19 protein-coding genes, 1 tRNA gene and 1 pseudogene are annotated in these 23,665 nt (G+C 72.0%); 12 read left to right on the top strand and 9 right to left on the bottom strand.

Features of this window, described 5'->3' with window-relative positions; translation table 11 throughout:
- Positions 1-53: 53 nt before the first annotated feature.
- From IH80_RS0128370 to IH80_RS0128360, 3 genes are all read right to left on the bottom strand, one after another.
- Positions 54-1,292, bottom strand: a complete 1,239-nt coding sequence (locus tag IH80_RS0128370) for a sensor histidine kinase (protein ID WP_030964285.1) — start codon at positions 1,290-1,292, stop codon at positions 54-56.
- Between the two features lie 74 nt (positions 1,293-1,366).
- On the bottom strand, positions 1,367-2,269 hold the full coding sequence (locus IH80_RS39780; RefSeq protein WP_063757348.1) for a hypothetical protein: 903 nt from the start codon (positions 2,267-2,269) through the stop codon (positions 1,367-1,369).
- A 218-nt stretch (positions 2,270-2,487) separates the two neighbouring features.
- Positions 2,488-3,120, bottom strand: a complete 633-nt coding sequence (locus IH80_RS0128360) for a hypothetical protein (RefSeq protein ID WP_030964283.1) — start codon at positions 3,118-3,120, stop codon at positions 2,488-2,490.
- A 199-nt stretch (positions 3,121-3,319) separates the two neighbouring features.
- On the opposite strand from IH80_RS0128360, the gene IH80_RS0128355 reads away from it, so the two are divergent.
- Positions 3,320-4,216, top strand: a complete 897-nt coding sequence (locus IH80_RS0128355) for a nuclease-related domain-containing protein (protein WP_063757347.1) — start codon at positions 3,320-3,322, stop codon at positions 4,214-4,216.
- 71 nt (positions 4,217-4,287) lie between these two features.
- Here IH80_RS0128355 and IH80_RS0128350 read toward each other — a convergent pair whose 3' ends face one another.
- Positions 4,288-5,442 (bottom strand): Ku protein, encoded by a 1,155-nt coding sequence (locus IH80_RS0128350; protein ID WP_030964280.1) that lies wholly within the window; start codon positions 5,440-5,442, stop codon positions 4,288-4,290.
- Positions 5,443-5,473: 31 nt separating this feature from the next.
- Here IH80_RS0128350 and ligD point away from each other — a divergent pair, with 31 nt between their 5' ends.
- Together ligD and IH80_RS0128340 are read left to right on the top strand one after the other, a co-directional pair.
- Positions 5,474-6,370 (top strand): non-homologous end-joining DNA ligase, encoded by an 897-nt coding sequence (gene ligD, locus IH80_RS0128345; protein WP_030964278.1) that lies wholly within the window; start codon positions 5,474-5,476, stop codon positions 6,368-6,370.
- Complete coding sequence (locus IH80_RS0128340) at positions 6,370-7,281, top strand: DNA ligase (RefSeq protein ID WP_030964277.1); 912 nt, start codon at positions 6,370-6,372, stop codon at positions 7,279-7,281. The genes ligD and IH80_RS0128340 overlap by 1 nt, the downstream gene beginning before the upstream one ends.
- A 216-nt stretch (positions 7,282-7,497) precedes the next feature.
- Here the strand turns inward: IH80_RS0128340 and IH80_RS0128335 are convergent, their stop codons facing one another.
- Both IH80_RS0128335 and IH80_RS0128330 read right to left on the bottom strand, forming a co-directional pair.
- Positions 7,498-7,893, bottom strand: a complete 396-nt coding sequence (locus tag IH80_RS0128335; RefSeq protein ID WP_030964276.1) for a DUF6479 family protein — start codon at positions 7,891-7,893, stop codon at positions 7,498-7,500.
- 90 nt (positions 7,894-7,983) lie between these two features.
- Positions 7,984-8,967, bottom strand: coding sequence for an XdhC family protein (locus tag IH80_RS0128330; RefSeq protein WP_030964275.1), 984 nt, complete (start codon positions 8,965-8,967; stop codon positions 7,984-7,986).
- Between the two features lie 327 nt (positions 8,968-9,294).
- On the opposite strand from IH80_RS0128330, the gene IH80_RS41060 reads away from it, so the two are divergent.
- Positions 9,295-11,520 (top strand): competence protein CoiA family protein, encoded by a 2,226-nt coding sequence (locus IH80_RS41060; protein ID WP_030964274.1) that lies wholly within the window; start codon positions 9,295-9,297, stop codon positions 11,518-11,520.
- A gap of 668 nt (positions 11,521-12,188) precedes the next feature.
- On the opposite strand, the gene IH80_RS44930 is transcribed toward IH80_RS41060, so the two are convergent.
- Positions 12,189-12,566, bottom strand: coding sequence for a hypothetical protein (locus IH80_RS44930; RefSeq protein ID WP_158943644.1), 378 nt, complete (start codon positions 12,564-12,566; stop codon positions 12,189-12,191).
- 1,273 nt (positions 12,567-13,839) lie between these two features.
- Between IH80_RS44930 and IH80_RS0128315 the strand changes: the two genes are divergently transcribed.
- Positions 13,840-14,583, top strand: a complete 744-nt coding sequence (locus IH80_RS0128315) for a hypothetical protein (RefSeq protein WP_030964270.1) — start codon at positions 13,840-13,842, stop codon at positions 14,581-14,583.
- Positions 14,584-14,648: 65 nt separating this feature from the next.
- Here IH80_RS0128315 and IH80_RS0128310 read toward each other — a convergent pair.
- Positions 14,649-15,014 (bottom strand): annotated as a pseudogene (locus IH80_RS0128310) (UTRA domain-containing protein); the annotation flags it as partial.
- Positions 15,015-16,023: 1,009 nt separating this feature from the next.
- On the opposite strand from IH80_RS0128310, the gene IH80_RS46275 reads away from it, so the two are divergent.
- Positions 16,024-16,203, top strand: coding sequence for a hypothetical protein (locus IH80_RS46275; RefSeq protein WP_234432406.1), 180 nt, complete (start codon positions 16,024-16,026; stop codon positions 16,201-16,203).
- A gap of 213 nt (positions 16,204-16,416) precedes the next feature.
- On the opposite strand, the gene IH80_RS0128300 is transcribed toward IH80_RS46275, so the two are convergent.
- A tRNA-Arg gene (locus IH80_RS0128300) sits at positions 16,417-16,488 on the bottom strand.
- 106 nt (positions 16,489-16,594) lie between these two features.
- On the opposite strand from IH80_RS0128300, the gene IH80_RS0128295 reads away from it, so the two are divergent.
- The 6 genes from IH80_RS0128295 (at position 16,595) to thrB (ending at position 23,336) form a co-directional block, all read left to right on the top strand.
- The gene (locus IH80_RS0128295; protein ID WP_030964268.1) at positions 16,595-17,068 is read left to right on the top strand and encodes a response regulator; all 474 of its coding nucleotides are present in this window, start codon (positions 16,595-16,597) and stop codon (positions 17,066-17,068) included.
- A 99-nt stretch (positions 17,069-17,167) separates the two neighbouring features.
- Complete coding sequence (gene nrtL, locus IH80_RS0128290; protein ID WP_030964266.1) at positions 17,168-18,151, top strand: ArgS-related anticodon-binding protein NrtL; 984 nt, start codon at positions 17,168-17,170, stop codon at positions 18,149-18,151.
- Positions 18,152-18,170: 19 nt separating this feature from the next.
- Positions 18,171-19,562 carry a diaminopimelate decarboxylase gene (gene lysA, locus IH80_RS0128285; protein ID WP_030964265.1) on the top strand — a complete coding sequence of 464 codons (1,392 nt, stop codon included), beginning with the start codon at positions 18,171-18,173 and terminating at the stop codon, positions 19,560-19,562.
- 128 nt (positions 19,563-19,690) lie between these two features.
- On the top strand, positions 19,691-20,980 hold the full coding sequence (locus tag IH80_RS0128280) for a homoserine dehydrogenase (protein WP_030964264.1): 1,290 nt from the start codon (positions 19,691-19,693) through the stop codon (positions 20,978-20,980).
- A gap of 6 nt (positions 20,981-20,986) precedes the next feature.
- A complete protein-coding gene (gene thrC / locus IH80_RS0128275) occupies positions 20,987-22,057 on the top strand; it encodes a threonine synthase (RefSeq protein ID WP_030964262.1) in 1,071 nt (356 codons plus the stop codon).
- 352 nt (positions 22,058-22,409) lie between these two features.
- Positions 22,410-23,336, top strand: a complete 927-nt coding sequence (gene thrB / locus IH80_RS0128270) for a homoserine kinase (RefSeq protein ID WP_030964261.1) — start codon at positions 22,410-22,412, stop codon at positions 23,334-23,336.
- The last annotated feature ends 329 nt before the right edge of the window (positions 23,337-23,665 follow it).

Genomic DNA, 23,665 nt, shown 5'->3' with positions numbered 1-23,665 from the left:
GAGAGGAGGGGGGCGGGCTGGGCGGGCGGGCCCTGGCCGGGAAGGGCGGGGCGTTACGAGCCCGGGAGGGTGAGGGCGGCCAGGCTGCCGCCGCCCTCCGCGGTGCGGAAACGCAGCGTCGCGCCGATCGCCTCCGCCTGGCCCACGGCGATGGTCAGGCCCAGCCCGTGCCCCTTGCCCCCGCTGCGGAAGCGCTGCGGGCCGTGCGCCAGCAGGTAGCCGGGGAAGCCGTCCCCGTGGTCCCGTACAGTCACCACCGGCCCGTCCACCGTCAGCACCACCGGCGACCGGCCGTGCTGATGGGCGTTGGCCACCAGGTTCCCCAGGACCCGCTCCAGCCTGCGCCGGTCCGTCTCCACATGGGCGTCGCGCAGGACGACCACCTCCGTGTCCGTCCCGGAGGCCCGCACCACGCGCCGGGCCAGCGGCCCCAGCTGGTGCAGATCCGTCTCCACCGCCTCGCTGCCCGAGTCCAGCCGGGAGATCTCCAGCAGGTCCTCCGTCAGCTGCCGCATCGTCCGCACCCGTTCGCGCACCAGCTCCGTCGGCCGCCCCTCCGGCAGCAGCTCCGACGCCGCCTGCAGGCCCGTCAGCGGCGTGCGCAGCTCGTGGGCCACGTCCGCCGTGAACCGCCGTTCGCTCTCCAGCTTCGACTGCAGGCTTCCCGCCATCGTGTCCAGCGCGCCGGCCACGGTCGCCACCTCGTCCTGGGGACGCGAGGGGTCCTTCGTCCGCGGGTCGTCCACCCGGGCGTCCAGGTCGCCCTGCGTGATCCGCCGGGCCACGGTCGCCGTCTGGTGCAGCCGTCGTGTCACCCGCGTCACCGCGAAGGCACCCACGAGCAGCGTCCCGCCGATCGCCAGCACGGACGACCCGATGATCGCGTTGTCCAGTCCGCTGATGGTGCGGGCGCTCTGCCCGTAGTCGACGACGGTCGCCAGCGCCCGGCCGTCCGCCGGGCCGGCCGCCCACATCGTCGGGCGGCCGCGGTGCTCCGCCACGACCGTCCCCCGCTGTCCGGCGGCCGCCAGCGCCCGCAGCTCCGGCGGGAGCCCGACCGGGTCCAGGCCGGAACCGGGCGGCAGGGGCTCGCCCGCCTCGTAGGCGTCCGTGACGTCGCTCAGTTTGCCCAGCGCCTTCTCCCGCGCCGTGGCCACTGTCTGGCGGGTCACCTCCACGTGCACGAGCGCGCCGAGCACGGCTGCCAGCGAGCAGCACATCACCACGATGAAGCACGCCGACTTCCAGGTCAGCGTGGCCGTCCAGGCGGGCAGTCGCGGCCGTACGCGCAGCAGCAGGTGCCGCCACCGACGCAGATGCGGTACCTGCTGCCGCCGGGCGGTCCGTGCGTGCTCCTCTCCCACGGTCACGGCCGGTCCGGTGCGAGGCCGGGGCCCGGCCCGGACCCCTGGCCCGAGCCGCGACCCGAGCCGGGACCGGAGCCCGGGCCGGTCCCACCGCCGGAGCCGGAGCCTGGGCCGGTCCCACCGCCGGGCCCGCGGTCCTCCGGACCCCGCGGGTTCGCGGGCACCCGTACGATCTGCTCGCGCGTCGGCAGCATCGTGCGCTGCTTCTCCTCCCAGGACCACGCGGTGATCAGCTCGTAGCCGCGGTTCCCGCTGGGCACCCGCAGGACCACGTCCCGCCCGGCCAGTTCCACCGAGACCACGGTCTGCGTGGTCGCCATGATCCGGTTGAGCCGTCCGTCGCCGTCCGCCGTGTACACCCGTACGGACATCATCTTGTCCGGGTACTCGATGCCCACGATCAGCTCGTCCTTGCCGTCGCCCGTGAGGTCCCGGTAGTACGGCGCCAGCACCGGGCACGACGCGGGCTCCGCGCCCTCCTTCTTGCACGCGTTGATCGCCGCCGCGGTCTCGGCCGGTATCCCGTCGGCCCCGACCCTGGTCCTCGGGTGCACCCGCAGCTCCGCCTGGACGAGGGCCACGGGATCGACTGCGTGCACGTCCTGGTCGTGGACGGGCGGGATCCCCTTCACGTACTCGGGCGGGGCCCCGGCCGGATCGGCCGGCGGTACGGTCGCCCCCACGCGGTCGGGCCACAGGTGTACGGGCCCGCTCGCGGTCGCGGTCGCCCCGGCGCCGACCAGCCCGCCGGTGTCTCCGCAGCCCGCCAGCAGCGGAAGCGCGGCGAGCGCCAGCAGCGGGGCGAGGACCGGGTTGCGTACGGGAACGGGAAAGCGGCTCCGCGCGGAGCCGCCCGAACCGAACCTCCGTACGGCCCCCGGGCCCGCTTCCCTCCCGCTCACGGCCGGTCTGCGCCCAGCCCCCCTGCCTGCAGCCCCCTTGCCCACAGCCCCCCTGCTCACAGCCCCCGTGCCCTTCTGCCCGCGTACGACGATGGTCGATCACATCCACCATATGCGGAGGTGCGCCCCATTTGCCCATGCCGGTGGGTCCCGGCGGTCCGAGCGCGGGTGTGCGGGGCCACCCGTCCGTGCGAGCCGCCCCTACCTGCGTACGACGGTCAGCCGTCCGTGCGTCCCCGGCGCAGCATGGCGAAGCCGAGCCCGGCCGCACCCACGGCCGCGATGCCGCCGCCCGCGGCGAGCAGCAGCATGCCGTCGCCCGGCCCGTCGGCCAGAGTACTCAGCCGCCGGCCCTCGGCGGACGCGGCCTCCAGTGCGCGGGTGTCGCCGGCGGCGGCCCGCTGCCCGGCCGAGACCGGGACGATCTGCCCGTCGCGGGTGCCGGTCTTGTGGCCGTCGCCCGCGACGGCGTGGCCGCCGTCCTGCGCGGAGGCGCCGCCCACCCAGGACGTCAGCCGCCCCGCGGGGTCCAGGGCGGCGTGCAGATCGCCGGAGCCGCCGAAGTCGGTGACCCCGTCATGGCTGGTCAGGGTGGTGGCCCTGGTGCCGTCGGCGGCCAGGATGTCGGCCTGGTAGCCGCCCTTGGCGGTCCGGTAGACCTTCGCCGTGGACACGCCGTCCGCCAGCGCGAGGCTCTTGACCAGCGTCCGCTGCGAGGCGGTCGAGTGCGCGGACGAGGCCGCCGGAACCCCTTCGGCCAGAGCGGCGGCGGTGGGCAGCGCCAGCAGGCTGCCGGCACAGGCGGTCACGGCTGCGGCGCGAACGAGAGTGCGGCGGCGGACGGTGCTCACGGAAAATCCTTCGATGCTGGGGTGCCGGTCGGAACGGAACCTGGCGTCTGCAGGTACGACCAACCTAGGCGGCGGCCGTTGCGGCGACACCCCGTTCGTGTAACAGCGAAGTCGCAAGGTTCCGTCGGAGTCGTTACACAACCGAGGGATTGCCGTGCGGCGCCCCGGCTGCTCCCATGGACGGCGGGGGTGAGGGTGAATGCGCGGACTCAAGGTACTGCCCAGCGGCCGGCCCGGCCGCGGCCGACTGTACGTCAACCTGCCCGACGGGCAGGCGGTCGCGTGGTACGACCGCCAGGCCAACCGGATCAGCGTCCTCGCGGACGACCACCGCGAGGCGATCCTGGCGGCGCTGCGCCCGTACCTGAGCGGCACCGTGGCCATCGGGCCGCCCCCGGTCCCCGCCGCGGCCGACCTGCGCCGCCTGGCCATGCCGCCGGACGCGGACCTGGCCCCCAACCGGCCCGCCGAGGCCCTGCTGGGGGAGCTGGAACACGGCGCGGCGGGCACCCGGGCCCGGCACCGCCTGCGCCAGGACCTGACGGCGCAACAGCGGATGGGCGACGCCTTCGACGCCCTGGAACCGGACGGCTGGCGGACGTTGCACTGCGTCCCGCTCCCGGGCTTCGGCAGGATCGACCACCTGGTCATCGGCCCGGCCGGGATCTTCTGCGTGCGTACGGTCCCGGGGCGTCGTCAGCGTGCGGTGGTCGGTGACCTGCTGCTCACGATCGGCCGCGCGGAACCCCGCCCGGACCCCCGCTGGATCCGCGGTGCGGCGGCCCGCGCCGCGGCGCTGCTGGCCGCGAAGGTCACCCCGGCCCTGGCGGTGGTCGACGCCTCCCGCCTGGAGACGGCGCCGACGGTCCGCGACATCCGCATCCTGCAGCCGCCGACGGCGACCCCTGACCTCCTCGCCTCCCCGGCCGCCCTCAAACCCCCCGACGTCGAAGCCCTGTTCGCCCAGGCCCGCGACACCCGAACCTGGCTACCACCCACTCCCAACCACCACCCGGGCCGTCCCAACCACCACCCGGGCCGTCCCGGCCCCCACCCGGGCCGTCCCCACCCGGGCCGTCCCCGCCACACCCGCTGAGCCGCGCCTACGGCCCGGCGGTCCGGGCCCGCACCGCAGCCCGGCCGCCCGCCACCACCGAGCCGTCGGCCTCAGGCCGAGGCCCGCTTCCGCGGCGCCGTGGCCTTCTTCGCTCCCGCGGCCGTACCGGCCTTCTTGGCAGCGGTCTTCTTCGTGCTCGCCGTCGAAGTCGACTTGGCCGTAGCGGACTTGGCAGCCCCTGACTTGGCCGTCCCGGACTTGGCCGTCCCCGACTTGGCAGTCGTCGCCGTCTTCTTCTTCGACGCGGCCGAGGCCGTCTTCTTCGCCGAGGCCGCCGTCGACTTCTTCCCGCCCACGGCCTTCGGCGCAGCCGCCGTCTTCCGGCCCGTCCCGCTCCGCCGCCGCATCGGCGTGACCTCGGCCCCGGCCCCGGCCCCCGCCTGGGCGTCCGCGTCCGCACCCGCCGCCACCGCCGCCCCGCCCTCGCCCCGCGAGGCCTTCGCCGCCCGCACGCTCTTCTCCAGCGCCGCCATCAGGTCGATCACCTGCCCGCCGGCCGGCTCCACCGTGGCCTCCGTGGGCTCGAACGCCCCACCTGCCTTCGCCGCGATCATCGCTTCCACCGCGTCCCGGTAGTCGTCGTGCAGCGACTCCAGCTCCACCTCGCCCAGCGTCGCCATCAGCGCGTCCGCCAGATCCAGTTCGGCGTCCCGCACCGTCACCTCGGCGTCAGGAGCGACCCCCTCCGGCGCCCGGATCTCGTCCGGCCACAGCAGCCCGTGCATGGCGATCACGTCGTCGACCACCCGCAGCATGCCCAGCCGCTCCCGCCCCCGCAGCGCGAACTTGGCGATCGCGACCTTCCGGCTGCGCTTCAGCGCCTCCCGCAGCAGCGTGTACGGCTTCGCCGCCGTCGCCCCGTTCGCCGCCAGGTAGTACGCCGCGTCCATCTGGAGCGGATCGATCTCCTCGGCCGGGACGAACGACATGATCTCGATCGTCTTCGCCGTGGCCAGCGGCAGCTGCGCCAGGTCCTCCTCCGTGATCGGGATGACGGACCCGTCCGCCTCCTCGTACCCCTTGCCGATCTCGGTGCCCGACACCTCCTCGCCGTCCAGCTCGCACACCTTGCGGTAGCGGATGCGCCCGCCGTCGGCGAGGTGGATCTGACGGAAAGAGATCGAATGGCTCTCGGTGGCGTTCACGAGTTTGATCGGAATGCTGACGAGGCCGAAGGAGATCGCTCCATTCCAGATGGATCGCACGGTTCCTCCCGTTTCGTGGCAATCTCATCGTATGACGCCGATCACATTGGTGGAGGGCCGTCGCATCGCGCTCAGCAACCTCGACAAGGTCCTCTACCCCGAGACCGGCTTCACGAAGGGCGAGGTCCTCCACTACTACGCCACCGTCGCGGAGCCCCTGCTCGCCCAGATCCACGACCGCGCGGTGTCCTTCCTGCGCTATCCGGACGGGCCGGAGGGCCAGCTGTTCTTCACCAAGAACCCGCCGCCCGGCGCACCCGACTGGGTGAGGACCACCCCCGTACCCCGCTCCGAGGACCCCTCCGCCGCACAGGTGGTCGTCGCCGACCTGGCCACCCTGATGTGGTCCGCCAACCTCGTCGTCGAGTTCCACATCCACCAGTGGCCCGCCGGCAGCCCCGCCGTCGCCGACCGCATGGTCCTCGACCTCGACCCCGGCGCGCCCGCCTCCGTCGTCGAATGCAGCGCCGCCGCCCTCTGGCTGCGCGAGCGCCTCGCCGCCGACGGTCTCGACGCCTACGCCAAGACCTCCGGCTCCAAGGGGCTGCACCTCGCCGTGCCCCTGGAGCCGACCCCCTCGGCGCAGGTGTCCGCGTACGCGAAGCAGCTCGCCCAGGAGGCCGAACGCGAACTCCCCGACCTCGTCGTCCACCGCATGGCCAAGGCGCTGCGCCCCGGCAAGGTCTTCGTCGACCACAGCCAGAACGCCGCCGCCAAGACCACCGCCGCCGCCTACACCCTGCGGGCGCGGGCCCGCCCCACCGTGTCCGCACCCGTCTCCTGGGCGGAGGTCGAGGCCTGCCGCACCCCCGCCGACCTGGTCTTCCTCGCCGACGACATCGGCCCGCGGCTCGACCGCGACGGCGACCTCTTCGCCCCCCTGACCGACCCCGCGCGGCGCCACCCGCTCCCCAGGGCCCGGCCGTGATCCGCGTCGCGCTGGCCGCCGCCGTACGGGACCTGCCGCGCGCGGCGGGCCTGGCGTACGAGCCCAAGTTCGACGGGCACCGGCTGGTCGTCGTGCGGTCGGCGGCCGACGTGTCGCTCCAGGCCCGCTCCGGCCGGATCGTGACCAGTGCGTTCCCCGATCTGGCGGCGGCGGCGCTGCAGTTGCCCGCCGGGACGGTCCTCGACGGCGAGGTGGTGGTCTGGCACGCGGGCCGGACGGACTTCGCGCTGGTGCAGCGGCGGGCGGCGGCCACCGCCGCGCGGGCCGCCGTGCTCGCGCAGAGCCTGCCCGCCTCGTACGCAGCCTTCGACGTACTGGAACTGGCCGGGCTGGACGTGCGCGCCCGCCCCTACGAACGCCGCCGGGCCCTCCTCGTCGACCTGCTCCTGCCCCTCGGGCCACCGCTCCAGCCGGTGCCGATGACGACCGACCCGGAACTGGCCGCCACCTGGTACGAGACGCTCCCCGCCAGCGGCATCGAGGGGCTCGTCGTCAAAAGGCTGGACCAGGCCTACCCGGCCGGGCGGCGCGGCTGGCAGAAGCTGCGCCACACGGACGTCCGGGACGCGGCGGTCGTCGGCTACACGGGCACCCCGCGCCGGCCGCTCGCCCTGGTCCTCGTCCTGCCGGTCGGGGACGAGACCCCGCTGGTGTCGAGCCCGCTGACGGCGGCGCTGCGTCGGGAGGTGGCGGAAGCGGCGGCCGCGCGCGGTGCCGCCGAACCGGGTGCTGCCGAACCGGGTGCCGCCGAAGCGCGGGCCACCGTCACCGCCATCGGCCTCGGCGAGGTCCCCTACCGCGCCCTGGACCCGCCGCTCACGGCGGAGGTCCGGTACACCTCGGCCAGGCACCCGCCGCCGGAGGTGCTCCGGCTGCGGACGGACCTCTGACCCGCGCAGGAGGCACGGGCCGGAGGGCGATCGGATCGTGTCGTCCCCGGGCCGGCCGGACTGCCGGCCCGGCCGACTACCAGGCGAGACGGCCGACTCCCCGGACCGCTGGGTCGGGCGCCTCCCCGGAGCCGGCCGGACGGCCGACTCCCCGGGCCGCTGGGTCGGGCGCCTCCCCGGACCGGCCGGACGGCCGGCTCTCGCCGGGCCGTCGGGTCAGGAGTGCGCCCCGCGCCCGGCGTCCGGGGGAGCCCCGGGCTGCGGGTGCGGACCGGGCCCCTCCGGCAGCTCGTAGCCGGACTCGCGCTCCTTGCGGACCTCGTCCGGGTGGCTGGACGTGGTCGAGCCGAAGTTCCCGTAGCCCTGCATCTCGTGCGGTCTCAGGCCCCCCTCGGGGATCTCCACCTGGTCGCGCTCCTCGCGGACCTCGTAGACCGCTCCTCCGTTCGGCAGGTGGGGCTGCTCGTCGGCGGAAGGAGGTGGCGGCTCCTTGGCCCGGACCAGCTGACCCAGCTTGAAGCCGCCGAGCAGCAGGGCGACGACGGCCAATCCGATGATCGGGAACCACGCGACATCCGTGAGGATCGAGTCCACGCTCAGGATCATGTCCATAGGGAGCATTTTCCCTCACATCGTCTGGTTACGCGCATTTCGGACGTGCCAGCGGGGGTGGCGGTGAGGGTAGCGGGGACGCAGGGGGACTCAGGTGTTGATGGGCCCGTCGGCGTCCCGCAGCGCACCCGCCTTGCGCGACCCCAGCACCCCGAGGATCTCGGCGCAGATCGCCAGCGCGGTCTCCGCCGGCGTACGGGCGCCGAGGTCCAGCCCGATCGGCCCGTGCACCCGGGCCAGCTCCGCCTCGGTGACCCCGGCCGCGAGCAGCCCCTCCCGCCGCCGCGCCGTCGTACGCCGCGACCCGAGCGCCCCGACGTACGGGACCCCGGCGGCCAGCGCCGCCCGCAGCGTCGGCACGTCGAACTGCTCGTCGTGGCTCAGCATGACCACGCACGCGGCGTCCCGGCGCGCTTCGATCACCTCGACCGCCGGCCCGGCCGCCTCGACCCGTACCGCCTCCCAGTCCAGCAGCCGTGCCTGCCGCTCGATGACGGCAGCCAGCTCCCCGCCCCCACCGATGACCACGTACGGGGCCGACGGCTGCGCCTCCACCAGCACCAGGCCCGACTCCCCGTACAGGGCGTCCCGTCCGGCCCGCCGCATGGCCAGCAGCTCGCCGGCCCGCCGCCCGGCATCGTCGCCGGGCACCGCGGTGGCCCGTACGACCTCACTGGACGCCTGGTCGGCGGCCTCGTTCAGCCGGGTCACCAGCGCCACCCCGACACCCTCGCCGAGCAGCTCCCACCACTCGGCGGGAATCGTCGCGAGCGGCTGGAGCAACACCTCGGCCTGCCCTCCGCAGGTCAGCTTCGCCGCCACGGCCTCGTCCCCGGCCACCGACACCTCGCACACCCGCGCGGTGGCCCCGGGCGCCATGGCCACGGCTTCGGCGACGAGCTCGGCGTCGAAGACCCCGCGGTACAGGCTGCCGACGCACTCTCCCCGCGCATCGACGAGCACGGCCCCGCCCGGATCCCGCGGCCCGAAACCCTGCTCGGTCACGGGCCGGGCCAGATACCCCGTCCGCCCCTCGGCCACCCACTGCCGCGCCGTCTCCACCAGCTCACGCATCGTGCCGCCCCATCCACTTCGAGCTCTCCCCGCAAAGCACCAGGTCAGCGACACCCTGCGGCCTCACCACCACCTTAGGCAGCCGCCCGTTCCGCCCCCACCCCCATAACCCACAGAGCCGCCCCCACCTCCCTCGTACAGACCACCGGAACCCCCGTACGGACGGGGCGGGGCGGCACGGTGGTTGTGGCCGTATCCTGACCGCTGCGTGACCGGACCAACTCGCGCGCGCCGCACCGCACATCGCCCCGGACCGCCCCGTGCTCCACACGCAGCCCGCACCGCCGCACACAGCCGCCCCACCCCCCGGACGCTCGGAGCCGCGCCATGCCGCCGTTCGAAGAGGACGACACCCGTAAGGTCCAGACGGCCGTCGTGGGCAAGGCGGGTTCCGACCAGCCGGTATTCCTCCCGTACGACCCGGCCGACTTCGACGCGTTCATGCGGGACCGCACCCGCGAGGACTTCTACTGCGGCACTCTCCTCGGCGGTTGCGGCAAGAAGCTGACCGCGAAGCGGTACACCGAGAAGAAGTGCCACTTCGCTCACAGACCACCCGTCCACTGCCGCCGCCGGGCCAACGGCGAGGCGAGTGCGGACCACCTGTACATCGGACAGGCCCTGAAGCGCTGGCTTCGCGGGCAGGGCCGTCCCGACGCGACGGTCACCTATCCCGACCTGGGGTCCGGACCCGGCGGGGCGGTCGAGGTCCGGTTCGCCGGGGGCACCCGCATCGTGCGCGTGCAGATGGACCGCCTGCCGTTCCCCGCCTGGAGGGAGACCCGGGAGCGGCTCGGTGCGCGGCACACGGCCGGCGTCCACTGGGCGTACGGCCCGGACAGCGGCCTCGCTCACAACGAGGCCGACGCGCACGGGCACGCCATCCGCTTCTCGTGCCGTACCGAGCACGGCACCCGGGAGGTCTACGTCGGCAGGCAGGCACCGGGCCGTGCCGTGGAATCCGTACCGCTCGCCCACTGCCACCTGACGGAGCGGGGCATCGCCACCCCGGGTACCGGCGCGCCGGTCTCCTTCCCGCTGGCTCCGGGGAGTGTCGCCTTCACCGGCGCGGTCGAAATCCCGTCGCCCCCCGGGGGCGGCGTCCGCCTCTACCGGGCGGACGCGCAGCCCCTGGAATCGGGTCCGGTGCGGGCCCGCATCGCGCTGCCCCGCCAGTACGCCGTTCCGCAGCCGTATCTCATCCATGTGCTGGCCGCGCACCTCGTGCCGCCCGCTGACGGCTCCTCCACCGCCGAGTGGCTGATACGGGCGGAGAGCGCGCGTCCGCTCACCGGCTTCACCGACCCGCGCTGGCCAGACCTGGTACCGGCCCCGGCTCCACCGGCTCCACCGGCCGCGGTACGCGTGCCACCGGCTCTCGGCGTACCGCCGGACACACCCCGACTGCTGGCCGATCTGCGCCGGGGCCTGACCGACGTCGCCCAGCGGCAGGACGTCGTCGACTGGGAGACCCTCGTCCGTTCCGCGGGCGAGGACCCGGAACGCTTCTCGGCCGCGGAGCAGGTCCGTCTCCTCGTCGAGCTGGACCGGCCGAGGGCCGTCGGCAAGCCCGTCCTGTCCTCCCTCCTCACGCCGGAGCCCGGGACACCGGCCCCCGTCTTCTTCTTCGGCGCGGTGCTGGCCGGGCTGGGCTGGCGCTCGGACCTCCCGGCGGACCGGGTGACGGAGATCTGGGAACGTCAGCGCAGGACGGCGTACTCACTGCTCCGTAAGGAGCCCGACCCCGAGCCCGAGCCGCCGACGCCGGCGGAGGTCGCGGCTCCCGACTCGGACGCAGACCTGGTCTCCGGGCTCCGCGAGTTGCTGCGCCGCGTCGCCAAGGGGCGAAGCGTGATCAAGTGGGCGACGTTGTTGCGCCAACAGGGCGTGGCCCAGGCCTCGATCACCCCGCAGGAGCGGATCCGCCTGCTCGCGGCGGTGGACGCGCCGTACCGGGCCGACAGCCCCCTCCTGTCCGCCCTGGTGAAGGCGCCCGGCCGTCCCCCGGGCCCGCCCTCCTACTTCGGCGAGGTCCTGAAGACGCTGGGCTGGAGGCCGACCACGACCACCCCCACCGTCGCCGCCGCCTGGACCTCGGGCCGGGAGCGCGCCTACCGCGCCGCCGGCCACGGGACCGCCCGGAGCACCACCCTCGCCGACGGCCCCCCGGTCCCGCTCGCAGGCCTGTCGAGGCAGCTCGGCATCGAGGGGCCGGTCATCATCCGCACGGTACGGCGCACCCTGACCGATGCCGCTCGGCGCCAGGTCTGCGTGGGCTGGCACACCCTGGCCGAGTCTCTCGGACGGCAGCCGAAGGACTTCTCGGACCGCCACCGCCTCGCGGTTCTCGTAGCGGTGGACCGCCCGGCCCGCCCGACGGGAGTGATGCTGTCCGCGCTGGTCATCGGTGCCGGCCACGCCCCGGTCCCGTACTTCGCGGACATCCTCCGCGCCCTGGGCCGTCCCTACGACCTGCGCCCCATCGAACTGGGCCAGGTCCGCAAACACGAACAGGCCCGCGCCTTCGCCGCCTACGCCACCACCCCGAAGTAGCCGGACCCCCAAGTCCCAGCCCGCAGGCCGCACATACGCGAAGACCCCTCTCCAGCATTCGCGCTGGCGGCGGGGTCTTGGACAGACTTGCACAGTGTGTCCCCGGCAGGATTCGAACCTGCGCACACGGCCCCGGAGGGCACACGTGACTGCGATGCTCCCCACGAGGGACCTGGAGGAACATAAGAAGTTGTCGCGTTCTGGTTCCGGCTTCACACGCTGCTCACGCAACTGTTGAGGGGACCGGACGCTGCGGTGCTGGACGGGACGCGCGAGCAGTGCGGGAGCGCGACCGACGGGTGATCAGTGACGCGTCAGGCTGACCTGCCCACACGCCCCTCACCCGGGAGCAGTGCGTAACAACACTGCCCAAGTTCGTGATGCCCACGACTTTGGGCGATGACGGACTCACGTGGCACCACACCACGCGCATCGCGGGCGGTGAGGCCGTGACCGGGAGCCGCGAGTTATGGGCGGCCGGTCACGGCGACCTGGTGTTGCTTTGCAGGTTTGTCCGAACTGGTCAGGGCCTGCGCATTGACGGTGTCGCTCACTGCTCACGCCGCAAGCCGCCGCGTGGCGCCGGACGCCCGGTGCCGCGTGGAGACGCAGACGCCCCGTCAGACCGTTGGCCTCGCGAGGCGGTGCGTGGTGTGCGGCGTGGACGCCTACTTGACGTTCAGCGCGACCGTGTCGCCTTCGGTGAGGTTGTCCAGCGGAATCGTCCTGCTGAACGTTTGGGCCTTCTTCCCCGGTGCCTTACACGTGACGTCGACCGTGAGGTTGAACTGCGAGTCCAACGGGGTGTCCAGGCTGATGGGGCCGAACGTAGCCCTGCGGTTGGTCGGGTTGTTGGTGGGACCCGACGCATCGTCCTCATCGCTGTCCAGCGATACCCGGGTGGGGACGGAGTTGTTGGGGGCCGGAAACGCATTCTTGCAGGTCACCTTGCCGTTGAAGGACACCGTCCCCACTGGGGGCGCTGCCGAGGCCTGACCAGACGTCAGGAGACCTCCGACCAGTACGGCGGTGACGATCGGGGCCATGGTCACGAGTGTGCGAGACCTGGCGGAGAAGCGGGGCATGCGTGACGCGCGCGTAGACATGGGACCACCTGCTCGTTGGCGTACGAGTAGTTCTGTGGAGGCCGACCCTGGCGCCGACACGACAAGCGTGGGCCCTGACGCCGGCACGACAGGCGCGGCTCGGAGATCGCCAGGTTTCGCGGGGTCGTCTGTGAACCGGGCCATGGTTCAGCTGCCGCGCTTCCACCAACTCATTGGGCAGCCCCCAGGCCCTTCACTCACCACATTCCTACAGCGCCTCCTGGCCCGCAACCGGAACGGTTACGCCGGGTGTGAGGGCGCCCGCCGCCTTGCGATGCACCACATCTGCCGACGTGCGCCGATATACCGGGGCTTACGGCACAGCCTTTCAGCCACGGATCCCCCGGCTGGGGTGTCAACGGCCCGGCAGGCAGTGCCGGGGCGGAGCGCCGAACGGTAGCGGACGTCCGTCCATCATGGTGCTGTGATCGTCGAGGGGGTGGGACCGCGGGCCGCGGGGCCACACGCCACTCACACAGGACCAGTGCGTAACAACGACAAAGACCTGGACTCAGTGGGACTGGGTCCAGGTCTCCATGCTTGGCACTCGTGCAGGTCAGGGGGTGTTTCACGCTGGTCCCAGAAGTGCCGCCGACAGGATTCGACCTACGCACACCGCTCCGGAGGCCCCGTGCGTCTCACGCGTTTCACCTGATCAGGAGCCCTAGGACCAGCGTCCGCAGTCCCGTAAGTCCATAAGTAGGCCGCAGCTTGCAGGGCACCGTTCATACGCTGCCTCGGAACACAGTTGCTAGCGGAGGAACGAGTACACCAGCACGACCACGACGAGGATGCCCAGCCATAGCGGGACGCTGGTCGTTGTGAAGCGCCCCCGGTTGTCTCTAGGTTGCGGCCGTCGTCGCTTGGCCATTCCAGCCCCCTACGATCGCAGTGCTTGCCCAGGCTCAGGGTGGGGCAGAGGACCGCACGCAGATAGAGCGAGAACCAGCCGCAGCTGTCCGAGTACTAGTTTGGAAGATCGCGTACGCCCCCACCCGCTCACCAGCCAAGCCCCTGACCTGCAGGTCCGGAGCTACAGCGCCGCAGTTTTCCGCGACTCCCCGCTCGTGGCCGGTCGATCGGACACGTGTGGGGCACGCCCAGGGACCGTGGTCCGTGCCGGAACGGCGCCAGCCGCAGCGCTAATCCCACCTTTGGTGTACTTGCCGCGCTGAGGAACAATTCCGATAGAAGTTGGCGATATGGTCGGCCGGTGCCTGGAACGCAACGGAACTGGCTGTGGATCCTGCTGGCGGTTGCCGGGGTGATCGGGCTATTCGTCTTGCTCACACTCTCCGTGCGACCGGACGGTGGTGAGATCTCCCCACCGCCGCCCGATCCCAGCACTGAAGTGGACAGCGACCAAGTCATCTTCCGGAGGGAAGTCGCCGAGGACCGTAGGTCCCTCTTCGATGGGGTCCTCTACTACCAGCCCCCGGAAGCAGTCGACGTGGGCGACACTTTGGAGTTCCCGGCGCGGCTCATGGCGACCGGCAACGGTGCACCGCCCGAGTCGGTGCCCGGCACAGTGGTAGCCCGGCGCACCTTGCGTGTGGGCGGCGTTCAGAAGGCATACCTCTCCGAGCCCGGAAAGGATGTGGGGATCGAGCTACTTGGTTCTCCCACCGGCACCATTGCCGTGCCCGGTGACGAAGTGGAGTGGCGCTGGAATCTCACCCCGCGCAAGCCCGGGAGGTACACCCTCAAGCTGGTGGTCGAGACTTACCGGGGTGACTCAGACGTCCTGCTCGCACGCACCTCACCACCCATCGACATCGCCCTGAGTGCCCGCAACACCTGGTCATACCGCATCACGTCGGCCCAGAATTGGCTCATCGGCTTTGCGGCCCTTATCGCCGCGCTGACAACGCTGGGGGCCGCTTTCCGTAAACCCTTGGCTGCGGCCTTCGGTCGACTCCCCGGGCCCTGGCGCAAGAAGGACCAGCAACAGCCCTGACGACGTCACGGGCGCTTATGCCTCAGGCGCCGTCATGTGGGTGCGCAGAACGGACAGGGCCCGCGCTAGCGATTGACGGGGATCTCGTAAACGATCTCGCACAGTGCCGCAGGGATGATGATGTCCGCCGTCTCCACGGGCTGCCCCTGGTCGCTGTAATACGTCCATCGGATGTGCGTCACCAGAGCCGCCCTCTGGGTCCCCAGGAGCGAGGCCTCTTCAACTGTCGCCTGCCGCAGCTCCGGCTGCTCCACAGCATGGCTGACGGTGATCCCGATCCCGGCCATCCGGTTCACCACGCCAACGCCGGCGTGCGGTCCGCCTTCCGGCAGGACGACGAGCGTGCCCGCCGTGAGCTCGTATGGCTCCCAACTCGTCGACAACTGCACCGGCATGCCGCGCGCGACGGGGAGGAATTCGATACGGCGTCGGGTCTTCCTGACTCGATGGCGGAACGTCGGGCCTCCCTCAGCTGGTACTCCTTCGCGTTGCAGTACCTCGCGATGAAGTGGCCACACGCGGCTCCGAACACCCGTGACGGGATCAACGAGTCACTGACCTCCGTCACGCTGGCCCTGTTGGAAGACGGCCCGGCCGCCCGGAAGAGAGGCTTCTCGGGCGAGCGCTGCGTAATTGGGCTTTCGTTTTGCCGGGCCCTGATGATCGAGCAATCCCGGATGAGATCGCCAACGCGCTGCACTGGGTTTCCAAGGCCTCCCGTTCCCCCGCAGACCTTGCGGATCCTGTGGTGGGGCGGACCGTCTTCGACTCTCTCAAGATCAAGCTTGACGGGACCGCTGCCGCGGCGGAGACCATTCACCGGAAGCGGCGGACCTTGGTCAATTCCATGCACTATGCGGTTGACCTCGGTGAGTTCCGGAAAATCCCCTCGGCGCTGTCCGCTGGCAGAAGCCGAAAGTCGCCAACGACGTGGACCCCCGAGTCGTGGCGAATCCGGAGCAGGCGCGATCGCTGCTGTGTGCGGTGTCCTCGTCGGTGGCTTCAAGCGGGCCCGAGGCCCGCGCCTGGTCGGACTCTTCGGCGGGATGTACTTCGGGGGCTTCCGGCCCGCCGAAGCAGTCGGGCTGTCGCTGCCTGATCTCACCCTTCCCGCCAGCGGCTGGGGAGAAGCCCTGATGAACCGGGCCCGGTCGAGCGTCGGGCGGCAGTGGACCGACGCTGGCCTGAGCCATGACGACCGCGGGCTCAAGAACCGCCCCGCCCCGCCGAGGAGGTGCGACGCGTGCCGATCCGCCTCAGCTCGTCTGGATGCTCCGGGATCACATCGAGACGTTCGGGACCGCCGAGGATGGGCGCCTCTCCTACAGCGAGGGCGGGGGAGTGGTGTCATCGTCTACCTACTACCGCGGCTGGCAGGAGGCGCGGCCCCCTGGCCCTGCCGCCGGCCGCCGTCGCCTCCCCGCTCGGCGCGGCGGCCGTATGACCTCCGGCACTCCGCTCTCTCCACCTTGGCTCAATGCGGGTGTCGACCCGACCGAGGTCGCAGCGCGAGCCGGCAACAGCGTGGAGGTCCTGCTCGGCCGGTACGCCAAGTTCCTCGACGGCCGGCAGGAGGTCGGTAACCGGCGGATCGAGGAGCTGCTCCGCGAGTACGAGTGAGAGGTGAGCCGTTGCGGCCCACGGCCCCTGGGGAGATCCGGGGGCCTTCATGTTTCCTTGGCTGACCTGGGCAGTTGTGGAGAGTTCCAGGCCGCGAATAGGCCGCAGGGGGTCTCACGGGGCTGCATGGCCTGGCGCACGGCTGCGCATACGCGAAGACCCCGGCTTCAGCGTTACCGCTGATGGCGGGGTCTTTGGGCACTTCCTGCGAAGTGCCCCCGGCAGGATTCGAACCTGCGCACACGGCTCCGGAGGCCGTTGCTCTATCCCCTGAGCTACGGGGGCGTGTCGCTTGTGGTGCGGCGACGGGTTGAACACTACCAGCTTCCACGGGGTGATCAGGAACCCGTTTGTGGGGGAGGGGTGAGTGCGTCGCCCGCACGGGGTGGAAGTGGCAAAAACCCGGACGCGGGGGGCCGCGCCGACCTACTCTCGAGTTGTGTCAGGCGTCTCGGGCCGGGTCCTCGTTGTCGACGACAACAAGGTCATCCGGCAGCTGATCAAGGTCAATCTCGAGCTGGAGGGCTTCGAGGTCGTGACCGCGAACGATGGTGCCGAGTGCCTGGACGTGGTGCACCAGGTGTGTCCCGACGTGATCACCCTTGATGTGGTCATGCCCCGGCTGGACGGGTTCGGGGCCGCCGCGCAGTTGCGGGCCGATCCGCGGACCCGGGACGTGCCCGTCGCCATCGTCAGCGCCTGTACGCACCAGGAGGTCGAGTCCGGCATCGCCGCCGGGGTCGACGCCTTCCTCGCCAAACCCTTCGAGCCCACCGAGCTGGTACGGATCGTGCGGCGGCTGGCCGAGCGCAAGGACCGGCGCGACGGCAGGAGAGGGGCCCCCGCCGGGAGAGGGCACGGCTGACGCGGTTCTCCGCTCCACCGCGCGGCCTCTTTCTCAGCCCGCTGTTCACATGGCGAAACCCTTCGCGGGATGACGGGGCGTCTCCCCTAGGCTGGTCCCGTGACCCCCGCAGACCTCTCCCGTTGCGTCGTACGCGCCGTGCGCTGCGCCGTCGCGGACGGGGAGCTGGCCGCCGGTGCGGCCGTGCCCGAGCGGGTCGTCGTCGAGCGGACCCGGCCCGGTGGGGTGGGGGACTACGCCACGCCCGTCGCGTTCCGGGTCGCCAAGGCCGCCGGATGCCCGCCGCGTGACGTGGCCGGCGTACTGGCCCGCCGGCTCGGCGCGGAGCCCGGCATCGAGCGCGTCGAGGTCACCGGTGCCGGGTTCCTCAACTTCGTGCTCCCCGCGCCCTCCGCGCCCGCGGTCATAGCCGACGCGATCATGCGGGACGGGGTCGTCCGGGACGTGTGCCGGGGGGCTGCCCAGGGTCTTACCGCCGACGAGGACCGGTCCGGGCTGCGTGAGGGTGTCGTGCGTCGGAGCGTTCTGCGGCTGCTGTGCGTCCAGGGCGCCACCACCGAGCCCGCGCGCCTGTCAGTCGCCCCCGTCGCCCCCGTCGCCAAGCGCGACGGCGACGTCGTCGCCCGCTACGGCGCCGACGCCGCCCGCTGGGCGATGCTCGCCGTACCCGCCCGCGAGACCCCCTCCTTCTCCGACGTGCTGCTCGTACAGGGCGAGGCCAGCGAGGTCTTCCGCGTCCGGTACGCCCACGCGCGCAGCCGGGCGCTCGTGCGCAACGCCGCCCAGCTGGGGTTCCGCCCCGAGGCCGGCGACGTCGACGACGCCCCCGCCCTGCTGCGCCTCCTCGCCGACCACCCCCTCGTACTCGAAGCCGCCGCGCACCACCGCGCGCCCGAGCGGCTCACCCGGCACCTCGTCGAGCTGGCCGACGCGCTGCTCGACTTCCAGTACCGCGTACTGCCCCAGGGGGACGAGAAACCCTCGGCCGCCCACCGTGCCCGGCTGGCACTCGCCGAAGCCGCCGGGACGGTGCTGGCCGGCGGCCTGGCCCTGCTCGGCATGGACGCACCCGAACGCCTATGAACCGCGAAGAGAGAAGCCGATGAGCCGTTCCGCGCACCCCGCCGGGCCCCGCCACGCCGACGTCCTGCCCGAAGGGCACTACGCCCCGCCGCCCGCCGACCTGAACGCGCTCGACGAGAAGGTCTGGTCCCACACCGTGCGGCGCGGGGACGACGGCGTCGTCTCCGTCGGCGGCATCGAAGTCACCAGGCTCGCCGAGGAGTTCGGGACGCCCGCCTACTTCCTCGACGAGGAGGACTTCCGGGCCCGGTGCCGGGCCTGGGCGCACGCCTTCGGCAAGGACGCCGACGTCTTCTACGCCGGCAAGGCGTTCCTGTCCAAGGCCGTCGTGAAGTGGCTGAAGGAAGAGGGGCTGAACGTCGACGTGTGCTCCGGCGGGGAGCTGTCGACCGCCCTCGCCGCCGGGATGCCGGCCGACCGGATCGCCTTCCACGGCAACAACAAGTCCGAGGGCGAGATCCGGCGGGCCGTCGGGGCCGGCGTCGGCCGCATCGTCCTGGACTCCTTCCAGGAGATCGCCCGCGTCGCGCACATCGCCCGTGAGCTGGGCGTACGGCAGCCGGTGCAGATCCGCGTGACCGTCGGCGTCGAGGCGCACACGCACGAGTTCATCGCCACCGCCCACGAGGACCAGAAGTTCGGCATCGCCGTCGCGGACGGCTCCGCCGCCGAGGCCGTGCGCCGCGCCCTCGGCCACGACTCGCTGGAGCTGCTGGGCGTCCACTCCCACATCGGCTCGCAGATCTTCGACATGGCCGGCTTCGAGGTCTCCGCCAAGCGCGTCGTGCGGCTGCTCGCCGCGGTCCGCGACGAGCACGGCGTCGAACTGCCCGAGATCGACCTCGGCGGCGGCCTGGGGATCGCCTACACCTCGAACGACGACCCCCGCGAGCCGCACGAGATCGCCAAGGCGCTCACCGAGATCGTGGCCCGCGAGTGCGAGAGCGCCGGGCTGCGCGCCCCCCGGATCTCCGTCGAGCCCGGCCGCGCCATCGTCGGCCCGACCGCGTTCACGCTGTACGAGGTGGGGACGATCAAGCCGCTGGAGGGGCTCCGTACGTACGTCAGCGTCGACGGCGGGATGTCCGACAACATCCGTACGGCCCTCTACGACGCCGAATACTCCATCGCGCTCGTCTCCCGCACCTCCGACGCCGAGCCCATGCTCGTGCGCGTCGTCGGCAAGCACTGCGAGAGCGGTGACATCGTCGTGAAGGACGCGTTCCTGCCGGCCGACCTGGCGCCCGGCGACCTCCTCGCCGTGCCCGCGACCGGCGCGTACTGCCGTTCCATGGCCAGCAACTACAACCACGCGCTCCGCCCGCCGGTCGTCGCCGTGCGTGACGGAGAGGCCCGAGTGATCGTTCGCCGCGAGACGGAGGAGGATCTCCTGCGACTCGACCTCGGATGATGAAATAGGTGTCTCACGAAATGGACCGAAGATGGAAAGTGCTGTCCATTGAGTGAGACTGGTTCACACCCCGCGCGCAAAACCGCGCGCGGGGTATTGATGGAAGATCGAAAGGCGTAGGTCGAATGATGCGTACGCGTCCGCTGAAGGTGGTGCTGCTGGGCTGTGGAGTGGTCGGCTCAGAGGTGGCTCGCATCATGACGACGCACGCCGACGACCTCACGCAGAGGATCGGCGCGCCCGTCGAACTCGCCGGCGTGGCCGTGCGCCGCCCCTCCAAGGTCCGCGAGGGCATCGACCCGTCGCTGATCACCACCGATGCCACCGCACTCCTCAAACGCGGTGACATCGACATCGCCATCGAGGTCATCGGCGGCATCGAGCCGGCCCGCACCCTGATCACCACCGCGTTCGAGCACGGCATCTCCGTCGTCTCGGCGAACAAGGCGCTGCTCGCCCAGGACGGCGCCGCACTGCACGCCGCCGCCGAGCAGCACGGGCGCGACCTGTACTACGAGGCCGCCGTCGCCGGCGCCATCCCACTGGTCCGCCCGATGCGCGAGTCCCTCGCCGGCGACAAGATCAACCGCGTGATGGGCATCGTCAACGGCACGACGAACTTCATCCTCGACAAGATGGACTCGACCGGCGCCGGCTACCAGGAGGCGCTCGACGAGGCCACCGCCCTCGGGTACGCCGAGGCCGACCCGACCGCCGACGTCGAGGGCTACGACGCCGCCGCGAAGGCCGCGATCCTGGCCGGCATCGCCTTCCACACCCGCGTGCGCCTCGACGACGTCTACCGTGAGGGCATGACCGAGGTCAGCGCCGCCGACTTCGCCTCCGCCAAGCGGATGGGCTGCACCATCAAGCTCCTCGCCATCCTGGAGCGCGCCGCGGACGGCGAGTCCGTCACCGCCCGCGTCCACCCGGCGATGATCCCGCTGAGCCACCCGCTCGCCTCCGTCCGCGAGGCGTACAACGCCGTCTTCGTCGAGGCGGAGGCCGCCGGGCGGCTCATGTTCTACGGGCCCGGCGCGGGCGGTGCCCCGACCGCGTCCGCGGTCCTCGGCGACCTCGTCGCCGTCGCCCGCAACAAGCTCGCCGAGGCAACGGGGCCCGGCGAGTCGGCGTACACCCAGCTGCCGGTCAGCCCCATGGGCGACGTCGTCACCCGCTACCACATCAGCCTCGATGTGGCGGACAAGCCGGGCGTCCTCGCCCAGGTGGCGACCACGTTCGCGGAGCACGGTGTCTCCATCGACACCGTCCGGCAGCAGGGCAAGGACGGCGAGGCCTCCCTCGTCGTCGTCACCCACCGCGCGGCCGACGCCGCCCTCTCGGGGACCGTCGAGGCGCTGCGGAAGCTGGACACCGTGCGCGGTGTCGCCAGCATCATGCGTGTTGAAGGGGAGTAAGGACCCATGAGCAGCAATCGCACCCACCAGTGGCGCGGCATCATCGAGGAGTACCGGGACCGCCTGCCGGTGACGGACACGACTCCCGTGGTGACGCTCCGCGAGGGTGGCACTCCCCTCGTCCCCGCGCAGGTGCTGTCCGAGCGCACCGGTTGTGAGGTGCACCTCAAGGTCGAGGGGGCGAACCCCACCGGGTCCTTCAAGGACCGCGGCATGACCATGGCGATCACGAAGGCCAAGGAGGAGGGCGCCAAGGCCGTCATCTGCGCCTCCACCGGCAACACCTCGGCCTCCGCCGCCGCGTACGCGGTGCGCGCCGGGATGGTCTCCGCGGTGCTCGTGCCCCGCGGCAAGATCGCGCTCGGCAAGATGGGCCAGGCCCTGGTGCACGGCGCCAAGATCCTTCAGGTGGACGGCAACTTCGACGACTGCCTGGACCTCGCCCGTGCGCTGTCCGACAACTACCCGGTGGCGCTGGTCAATTCCGTCAACCCGGTGCGCATCGAGGGGCAGAAGACGGCCGCGTTCGAGATCGTCGACGCGCTCGGCGACGCCCCGGACGTGCACGTGCTGCCGGTCGGCAACGCGGGCAACATCACCGCGTACTGGAAGGGGTTCAAGGAGTACAAGGCCGACGGCCTGGCCTCCCGTACGCCCCGTGTGTGGGGCTTCCAGGCCTCCGGCTCGGCGCCCATCGTGCGGGGTGAGGTCGTCAAGGAGCCGCACACCGTGGCCACCGCGATCCGTATCGGCAACCCGGCCTCGTGGGACCACGCGCTGGCCGCGCGTGACGAGTCGGGCGGCTTGATCGACGAGGTGACGGACCGCCAGATCCTGGCCGCTTACCGGCTGTTGGCCGCCCAGGAGGGCGTCTTCGTCGAGCCCGCCTCGGCCGCGTCCGTGGCCGGTCTGCTCAAGGCCGCCGAGCTGGGTCTGGTGGACCCGGGGCAGCGGATTGTGTGCACCGTCACGGGCAACGGCCTCAAGGACCCCGATTGGGCGGTCGCCGGCGCTCCGCAGCCGGTCACCGTTCCGGTGGACGCCGAAGCCGCCGCCGTGCGCCTCGGGCTGGTCTGACCGTCCGACCGGTCTGACCGCGCGACCGTGTGAGCCGGTTCCGGAGGGTTCCCGAGTGCCCCGACGGCACTCCCGGGACCCTCCGGAACCCGGCAACTCACCTCGTACGACGACAAAGTGCGGCCGAAGCGGGTCCAACCCGGTCGAAGCCCGCGACACGCATCGTGCGCCTCCTGTGCGCCCTATGTCGCGAGAGAACCTTCCTTCGATAGGCTGTACTTACATCCGCCACCGCGCATATGACTGCGGTGCTGCCCCGAGGGCCTTCGGGTGTCGTACGTTCTCCAGTACATTCACAGCGAGCCAGCGAAGAGCGAAGTCCTCGCACAGTCACAAGGAGTGTCATCGGACGATGGCCGGTCCAGCGTTCCGCGCCGCCGCCGTACGGGTGCGCGTCCCCGCCAGCAGTGCCAACCTCGGCCCCGGGTTCGACGCTCTGGGCCTGGCCCTGGGGCTCTACGACGACGTCGTCGTCCGGGTGGCCGACTCCGGCCTGAACATCGACATCGCGGGCGAGGGCGCCGACACCCTCCCGCGGGACGAGAGCCACCTGCTCGTACGCTCCATGCGCACCGCGTTCGACCTGCTGGGCGGACAGCCGCGCGGCCTGGAGCTCGTCTGCGCCAACCGGATCCCGCACGGCCGCGGCCTCGGGTCCTCCTCCGCCGCCATCTGCGCCGGCATCGTCGCCGCCCGCGCCGTCACCATAGGCGGCGAGGCGAAGCTCGACGACGCGGCGCTCCTGGAGCTCGCCACCGAGATCGAGGGCCACCCCGACAACGTCGCCGCCTGCCTGCTCGGCGGGTTCACGCTGGCGTGGATGGACGGGGGCAGCGCCCGGGCGATCCGGATGGAGCCCGCCGAATCCATCGTTCCGGTGGTCTTCGTACCTTCCCGGCCGGTCCTCACGGAGACGGCGCGCGGCCTGCTGCCGCGCACCGTGCCGCACGTGGACGCGGCCGTCAACGCGGGCCGCGCGGGCCTGCTCGTGGAAGCCCTGACCAGGCGTCCCGAGCTGCTGCTGCCGGCCACCGAAGACCGGCTCCACCAGGAGTACCGGTCCCCGGCGATGCCCGAGAGCGTGGCACTCGTCAACCGACTGCGGGCGGACGGCATCCCCGCGGTCATCTCCGGCGCCGGCCCCACGGTCCTGGCGCTGGTCGACAACGACGCGGCCGACAAGGTCGCGCAGCTCGCCGGCGAGGGGTGGGCGGCCAACCGGCTCGCCCTCGACGCCGCGGGCGCGAGCGTACTTCCGCTGGGTACCCAGGGCGGCTAGGCCTGTCCTTCGACGGGCCCAGCCGGTTCGGGGCGGGCGGCCGGGGCAGGCCGCCCGCGCGGAAGTGCGCGGTTGCCGGTGATTGAGAGGGGGAATATCTATTGGATCCGGTAGTGTTAGTCTCAAGTGCGCATCGGAAGCCGCCATGGCTCGGTGCTCAGTGTCCCCATCCGGGACCACATTTCTTCCGGGAGCCTCCCCGACTGCTTTGATCCGTTCCAGCAGTTTCGAGCACGCTCCGGAATCGGCGTGATTTTCCCACGCTTTCAGCTCGGGGGCTTCTCGCCGGAACCCACGCACGTTTCTTTCCGCCGTATCTCTTATCGGCG

The sequence above is a fragment of the Streptomyces sp. NRRL S-378 genome (assembly GCF_000720645.1).
In the GTDB taxonomy this organism is placed as follows: Bacteria; Actinomycetota; Actinomycetes; order Streptomycetales; family Streptomycetaceae; genus Streptomyces.
The sequence above is the reverse complement of the archived record's forward strand: the minus strand, read 5'-3'. Positions and strand labels throughout refer to the sequence as shown.

What these genes read in the sequence shown, in the direction of transcription:
- IH80_RS0128355 (WP_063757347.1), top strand. Translation starts at nt 3,320, where the DNA reads ATGCGCGGACTCAAGGTACTGCCCAGCGGCCGGCCCGGCCGCGGCCGA.
- ligD (WP_030964278.1), top strand. Translation starts at nt 5,474, where the DNA reads ATGACGCCGATCACATTGGTGGAGGGCCGTCGCATCGCGCTCAGCAAC.
- IH80_RS0128335 (WP_030964276.1), bottom strand. Translation starts at nt 7,893, where the DNA reads ATGGACATGATCCTGAGCGTGGACTCGATCCTCACGGATGTCGCGTGG.
- IH80_RS0128330 (WP_030964275.1), bottom strand. Translation starts at nt 8,967, where the DNA reads ATGCGTGAGCTGGTGGAGACGGCGCGGCAGTGGGTGGCCGAGGGGCGG.
- IH80_RS41060 (WP_030964274.1), top strand. Translation starts at nt 9,295, where the DNA reads ATGCCGCCGTTCGAAGAGGACGACACCCGTAAGGTCCAGACGGCCGTC.
- IH80_RS44930 (WP_158943644.1), bottom strand. Translation starts at nt 12,566, where the DNA reads ATGGCCCCGATCGTCACCGCCGTACTGGTCGGAGGTCTCCTGACGTCT.
- IH80_RS46275 (WP_234432406.1), top strand. Translation starts at nt 16,024, where the DNA reads ATGACCTCCGGCACTCCGCTCTCTCCACCTTGGCTCAATGCGGGTGTC.
- lysA (WP_030964265.1), top strand. Translation starts at nt 18,171, where the DNA reads ATGAGCCGTTCCGCGCACCCCGCCGGGCCCCGCCACGCCGACGTCCTG.
- IH80_RS0128280 (WP_030964264.1), top strand. Translation starts at nt 19,691, where the DNA reads ATGCGTACGCGTCCGCTGAAGGTGGTGCTGCTGGGCTGTGGAGTGGTC.
- thrC (WP_030964262.1), top strand. Translation starts at nt 20,987, where the DNA reads ATGAGCAGCAATCGCACCCACCAGTGGCGCGGCATCATCGAGGAGTAC.
- thrB (WP_030964261.1), top strand. Translation starts at nt 22,410, where the DNA reads ATGGCCGGTCCAGCGTTCCGCGCCGCCGCCGTACGGGTGCGCGTCCCC.